Source organism: Gordonibacter pamelaeae 7-10-1-b (assembly GCF_000210055.1).
Classification (GTDB): Bacteria; Actinomycetota; Coriobacteriia; order Coriobacteriales; family Eggerthellaceae; genus Gordonibacter; species Gordonibacter pamelaeae.
Map to the genome: position 1 here is coordinate 1,795,979 of NC_021021.1, position 6,528 is coordinate 1,802,506.

General features: G+C 63.5%; 6 protein-coding genes and 1 pseudogene. All 7 read left to right on the top strand.

The window, feature by feature from the left end; genetic code table 11:
- A pseudogene (locus GPA_RS19065) lies at positions 1 to 196 on the top strand (hypothetical protein); the annotation flags it as partial.
- A gap of 2 nt (positions 197 to 198) precedes the next feature.
- Positions 199 to 621 (top strand): GntR family transcriptional regulator, encoded by a 423-nt coding sequence (locus GPA_RS08340; protein ID WP_015539591.1) that lies wholly within the window; start codon positions 199 to 201, stop codon positions 619 to 621.
- Positions 622 to 709: 88 nt separating this feature from the next.
- On the top strand, positions 710 to 1,633 hold the full coding sequence (locus tag GPA_RS08345; RefSeq protein WP_390213102.1) for a slipin family protein: 924 nt from the start codon (positions 710 to 712) through the stop codon (positions 1,631 to 1,633).
- A 322-nt stretch (positions 1,634 to 1,955) separates the two neighbouring features.
- Complete coding sequence (locus GPA_RS08350; RefSeq protein ID WP_015539592.1) at positions 1,956 to 4,418, top strand: molybdopterin-containing oxidoreductase family protein; 2,463 nt, start codon at positions 1,956 to 1,958, stop codon at positions 4,416 to 4,418.
- Positions 4,419 to 4,430: 12 nt separating this feature from the next.
- Positions 4,431 to 5,051 carry a 4Fe-4S dicluster domain-containing protein gene (locus tag GPA_RS08355; RefSeq protein ID WP_041239333.1) on the top strand — a complete coding sequence of 207 codons (621 nt, stop codon included), beginning with the start codon at positions 4,431 to 4,433 and terminating at the stop codon, positions 5,049 to 5,051.
- 15 nt (positions 5,052 to 5,066) lie between these two features.
- Positions 5,067 to 5,798 (top strand): NrfD/PsrC family molybdoenzyme membrane anchor subunit, encoded by a 732-nt coding sequence (gene nrfD, locus GPA_RS20105; RefSeq protein ID WP_015539594.1) that lies wholly within the window; start codon positions 5,067 to 5,069, stop codon positions 5,796 to 5,798.
- Positions 5,738 to 6,292: an NrfD/PsrC family molybdoenzyme membrane anchor subunit gene (nrfD, locus tag GPA_RS20110; RefSeq protein WP_231847610.1), complete on the top strand. Its 555-nt coding sequence runs from the start codon at positions 5,738 to 5,740 to the stop codon at positions 6,290 to 6,292. The genes nrfD (GPA_RS20105) and nrfD (GPA_RS20110) overlap by 61 nt, the downstream gene beginning before the upstream one ends.
- The last annotated feature ends 236 nt before the right edge of the window (positions 6,293 to 6,528 follow it).

The following is a 6,528-nucleotide window of genomic DNA, read 5'->3' on the forward strand; positions in this document are numbered from 1 at the left end:
CGTTGAGCTGGCATTCGCCGTTCGCGAACGGTCGCAGGCGCGGGCCTTGCCGCCGGCCCTGCGGACGGCCCTGGCCGTGGCGGCGGCGCTCGTGCTGGTGGGCGGGTTCAGCATGCGCAGTGCCATCGTGGATGCGGGCATGCACCGCGACCTGGAGCTTGAAGAGCCGAGCGCGCAGGCGCTTAGATTGGAATAGAAATGGCGGACGACGTGGCCCTGTTCGAGATCAACGAGAAGAGCAGCATCCCCATCTGGCTGCAGCTGAAGAACCGGTTCATCTACCTCATCACCTCGGGGTACTACAAGCCGGGCGACCAGCTGCCCACGGTGCGGGGCCTGGCCGCCGACGTCGAGGTGAACTACAACACCGTGAGCAAGGTGTACATGAGCCTGGAGCAGGACGGCTACATCCAGTCGAAGCGCCGCCAGGGCGCGTTCGTGCTGGACGTGAGCGGCAAGCCGGGCGTGAGCATATCCACCACGGCCGAGATCGTGACGCAGGAGTACCTCAAGCGCTGCTTCGAGCTGGGCATGTCGCTGGAGGATATCGAAGAGCAGTTCGCGCAGAGCATGAGCGACGAGAAGAGCAAGCGGGACGCGGCCGTTGGCGCGCGGGCCTGAGAACGGAAAGGGAGCAAGCATGGGACGCAGCAAGCGCGCAAGCGCGTCGCACGGCGGGGCGCAGGGAGCGGCGGCCAGCGCGCCGTCGATGGCGACGGGCACGCAGTTCTCCACGGCCGGGCACATCGACACGGGAAAGCGCCGCGCCTCGCGCAACGGCGCCGTCGTGTTCGCCATCGTGGTGTTCGCCGTCGCGTTCGGTCTGGTGCTGGCCGCGACACAGGTCCTGCTCGGCGGCATCGGCCTGGGTGCGCTCGTGGCGGCGGCCATCGTGGGATGGCTGGCCTCGTCATCCGTGCACATCGTGCTGGAGTGGGAGAAGGCCGTGGTGCTGCGCCTGGGCAAGTTCAACCGCGTGGCGGGGCCGGGCATCGTGTTCACCTGGCCCATCGTGGAGTTCTACACGCTGCGGGTGGACCAGCGCGTGTCGGCCACGTACTTCGGTGCCGAGGAGACGCTCACGAGCGACCTTGTGCCCATCAACGTGGACGCCGTCGTGTTCTGGATGGTGTGGAGCGCGAAGAGCGCTGCCGTGGAGGTGGAGGACTATGCGTCGGCCGTGTCGTGGATCGCGCAGACGGCCATGCGCAAGGCCATCGGCCGGGCCACGGTGGCGGAGGTGGCCACGCGCCGCGACCAGCTGGACGAGGAGCTGAAAGAGGCCATCGAGGAGAAGCTCAACCCGTGGGGCATCACCATCATCGACGTGGAGATCCGCGACATCGTGCTGCCGAAGGAGCTGCAGGAGGCCATGGCGCAGGAAGCCGTGGCCGAGCGCAAGAAGAACGCCCGCATGGTGCTGGCCGAGGCCGAGAAGGACATCTCCGAGATGCTCATGGATGCATCCGAGGTGTACGCCGGCGACGCCGACGCCATGAAGCTGCGCACCATGCACCTGGCCTACGAGAGCGTGGAGAAGTCCGGCGGCACGCTCGTGGTGCCGAGCGCCTTCAGCGAGGGATTCGTGGAGGGCGGGGCCGAGAAGGCAGCCAGGGATGGCCATCAAGCGTAGATAATCGTTCGCTGTCATATGCCCCCCGATATCATGACTGATCATATCATGGTGTAAAATCCCTGTTCAGCTAATATTATTCTATAAATAGAATAATATATTGTCATAGTCTGTCATACTTCCTTGTTGATAATCATAGTGACGTATGGCAGACTATGACACAGAGGGAATCGGCCGATTTCTGATATGAGGGGGACATCTCGGAAAACGCACCGGGCGCGCCTGCGCCCGCCATGTGACCGAAGGGGACTGCCGTTCGCAGAACGCTCGCCTTCGTCCGATGCGCCCCTAGGCATTCTGCATCAAGAATGGAGGAGGAGACATGTCGGAAACGAAGAGCCCGCACGGCGGACTCACGCGCAGGAGCTTCCTGAAGACGACCGGCGCCGTTGCAGCAGCAACCGCAGCGGTGGGCTCGGGCGCGACTCTGGTCGGCCTTGCCGAGGCGGGCGAGGCGGCAGCGGACGAGGCAGCCCAGGCCGAGAGCACGTTCAGAAGCCAGTGTCGCGGCAACTGCGGCAGCCGTTGTCCGCTGAAGGTGACTGTGCGCGAGGGCCGTGCGGTGAAGGTCACGGCTATGGAATATCCGGGCGAGGACGCTCATCGCCGCCGCCTGTGCGTGAAGGGCTTCAGCCAGCCGCAGCGCGTCTACGATGCCGACCGTTTGAAGTACCCCTTGAAGCGCGTCGGCGAACGAGGCGCAGGCGAGTGGGAGCGCATCGAATGGGACGAGGCGCTCGAGATCATTGCCGGAAAGATGAAGACGGCCCTGGCCGAGCACGGCGGCACGTCGCTGGGCTTCTGGTCCTCGTACGGCTCGTACGGATCCCTGAACGGCGCTATGGGCGGCTTCATGTCGATCGCCTACGGCCGGTTCTGCACGGCTACGGGCGCAGTCATCTTCGGTGCAGGCGCCGATACGGCACAGCAGCACGTGCAATCCACGCTGCTGGGCAACAAGGGAAACGACTTCGCCGATGCGGTCAACGCCAAGACCATCATCACCTGGGGCGGCAATCCGGCCGAGGCATACGTGCACGCGTGGCAGTACGTGTGCCAGGCGCGCGAGAAGGGCGCGAAGCTCATCACCATCGATCCGCAGTTCACGGCTTCCGCCGCGCATTCCGACACCTACGTGGCCATCACCCCCGGCACCGATGGCGCTATGATGCTGGCCATGGCCAACTACATCATCGAGAACGACCTGGTGGACGTGGCGTATATGAAAAGCAGCACGGTGTCTCCTTTCCTGGTGAAGGAAGATGGCACCTACCTGCGCTTGAGCGACTTCGGCGTTGCCCCTACGGAAGGCCCGGTAAATCCGCAGACCGGTCAGCCGACCATGATCGATCCGGTTATGGTATGGGACGAGGCCGCGGGCGACAAGGCGCCGCTTCCGAAGGCCGTCGACCCCGCCATCGAGGGCTCGTTCGAGATCGACGGTACGACTTACCGGACCGTGTACCAAACGGTTAAGGACCACATCAAGGATTACACCGTCGCCAAGGCTTCGGGCATTTGCGGCGTTCCCGAGAGCACGATCGAGGAGCTTGCGCGCATCTACGCCACGGAGGGCCCTGTCTACGTCATGACGTTCCAAGGCCTGGGCCACCACGCGAACTCGCACCACAATTACAAGAACCTTGCGTTCCTGGCGGCCTTGACCGGCAATGCCGGCAAGCCGGGAGCAGCCATCTGCGGCAATCCCGCCCCGTTCAGCATGATCCCTTATAACACGAAGGCGTTCATGGCCGGCATGCCCGGGCCGCGCATCTGCGGCATGTACCTTCCCGAGATTGTGGCGAACAAGAAGTTCGGCAAAGACGACATCGACTTGCAGGTGCTGTGGATCCATAACGGAAACGTGCTCTCCTGCGAGTCCGGGCGTCTGGACCTCATCGAGGCCGTGAAGAAGATTGATCTCGTAGTGTGTGCTGACGTGAACATGAACGACTCGGCACAGTGGGCCGATATCGTGCTCCCCGTGCCGCATGCCTTCGAGATGGAGGATATCGATCCGGTTGGCTCCACGCCGTTCCCTGCCTATTACGAGAAGGGCCTCGAGCCTCTGTACGAGTGCAAGACCGACGTCGAGATCATGCGCCTCCTGTCCGAGAAGATGGGAATGGGCAAGATCTATGCGAAGAGCGACCAGGACTTCCTGCGCGATGTGTACAACACGGAGACCAACAAGAAGGCCGGCGTCAGCTACGATGACTTCGCCACGGGTGAGTTCGTGCGCAACCCGATGACCAAGCCGGAGAACCTCGTTCCGACGTACGGCCCCTCCGAGGGTACGCGCTTGAAGTACTACATCGAGAAGCCGACCCCTCGCAACAGCTTCGGCCAGGAGATCGCCGATTTCGAGAAGCTTCCCTATTACGAGCATGCGAACGAGGCGTATCTGGACAATCCGCTGCGCGAAAAGTACCCGCTCCTGGGCTGCAGCGAGCACAACAAGTACCATGTGCACTCCCAGCTCGCCGTGACGCCGGTTATCCGCGAGCTCGAGCCCGAGCCCATGATCAAGATCAACGCAGCCGACGCGGCTGCCCGCGGCATCGAACAGGGCGATCTGGTGCGCGCGTATAACGACCATGGCTATGCGGTCGTGAAGGCGCTGGTAACCGAGGGTATCATGCCCGGCGTGGTTTCGATCCCGCATGGCTTCCAGGCTGCCCAGTACGTCGAGGGCCATACGCAGGACCTCACGAACGTGTTCATGAACGATTTCTGCTCGAACAGCGCATTCTACGACTTCCTGTGCGAAGTCGAGAAGTACTAAGGGGGTGCAAGCATGCATTACGGAATGGTTATTGACACCAAGCGCTGCGTTGGCTGCAACGCGTGCACGGTGGCGTGCAAGATGGCGAACAACGTGCCCCAGGATATATTCTGGACGCGCGCGCTTACCGACGGCGGTGAGATGATGGACACGCCGGCGGGCGAGTTCCCCGATGTCTCCCTGCGCTACATCACGGTCTCCTGCCAGCACTGCGAAAACCCCGCTTGCGCGAAAGTGTGCCCGGTGGGCGCCACCTACAAGGACCCGGAAACGGGTGTCGTGCGCCAGGACTACGACAAGTGCATCGGCTGCCGCATGTGCATGTCGGCCTGCCCCTATACGGGCGTGCGCTCGTTCAACTGGGAAGAGCCACGCTACCCCATGGACTTCGCCCTCGGCGACGCGGATGCTCCCAAGCACCAAAAGCACGTAGTGGAGAAGTGCATCTTCTGCTATCAGCGGCTTGCACGCGGTGAAACCCCCGCGTGCATGGACTTGTGCCCTGCCCGCGCTCGCCACTTCGGGGACTTGGACGACCCGGACTCCGAGGTGTCGAAGCTCCTCAAGGAACGCTCGTACGAGCAGCTGCTGCCGAGCGAGGGAACCAAGCCCTCCGTCTACTATCTCGTATAAGGCGAAAGGAGAATCATGACTGAGAACACCTCGGCGACGAAGTCGCCCAAGGCTCCCGCCGCCAAGTTTGGGGGCAAAGGCATCAATATCGGTATCGTGGTCGCGGCCCTGCTGACCATCATGGGCCTGGCCCTGTGGGTCATGCAGCTGTCCGGCGGCATGGTCCAGACCGGCATGCGCAACCTTGATTCCTGGGGGCTCTACATCACCATGTTCATGTTCCTCGTGGGCCTTTCCGCTGGCGGCCTCATCATCTCGAGCGCGCCGCGCGTGTTCGGGGTGGAGGGCTTCGGCGGCATCTCGAAGATCGCCGTCTGGACATCCATCTGCTGCACGGTGCTCGCCATCGGGTTCGTGGTGGTCGACCTGGGCCAGCCGCTTCGCCTGTGGGAACTGTTCGCGTACTCGAACCTGGGCTCTCCCTTGATGTGGGACATCATCGTGCTGGGCACGTATCTCATCTTGTCCATCGTGTACCTGTGGGCCACGCTGCGTTTCGAGGGCGGCAAGGGCTCGGCCACGTCCCTGCGCGTGATCAGCGCCATCGCGCTCGTCTGCGCCATCCTGGTCCATTCCGTGACCGCGTGGATCTTCGGTCTGCAGCAGGGCCGCGAGATGTGGCACACCGCGCTCTTGGGCCCCTGGTTCGTGTCGTCGGCGCTCGTGTGCGGCGTGGCCCTCGGCTCGTGGTGGTCATCGCTCTGCGCAAGGCGGGCTACCTTGAGCTCGACCAGTCCTTCGTCGTGAAGATGGCCAAGCTTTTGGGCGTGTTCGTGTGCGTCGACCTGTATTTCTTCGCCTGCGATCTTTTGACCGAGGGCTTCCCCGGCGGGCATGGCGTGGAGGTTGTGTCCATGCTGACGACCGGTCCGCTCGCCCCGTTCTTCTGGATCGAGGTCGTGGGCTGTGCGCTGACTGCCATCGTGTGCTTCACGCCTAAGCTGCGTACCAACCCGCTCATCGTGGCCGCCGGCCTCCTGGCCATCGTCGGCATCTTCTGCAAGCGCGTGCAGCTGCTGGTGGGCGGCTTCCAGCTGCCGAATCTTGACTATGCCGGTCCCGTGTCGCCGTACACGGTGACGGGTTGGGAATCCGGCATGACCGCGGCCTATCAGGGCATGGTGTACTTCCCGACCCCGCTCGAGTTCGGCGTGACGCTGGGTGTTATCGGCCTGGGCGCGCTCCTGCTGCTGGTGGGGTTGAAGTACCTGCCGCTCAAGCCGACGGAGAAGTCGCACTAGGTTCGCTCCGCAGGCAGCGAACAGGAGCCCGCCCCGAGGCGGGCTCCGACAGGCGGATGCGGCTGGTGGCGGCCGCATCCGCCTGTCGGATACACGGCTCGTTCCTTGGAGGGGGAGCTCATGGACGATATGGTTTCCGCCCGTCCCACGTTGGCCGCATGGCTTGAGGAGTACGCCGCCATCGAGCGCGAGTTCGTCGCCGCGATGGCCGCGGAGGGGCCGGTCTTCGCGCCGCG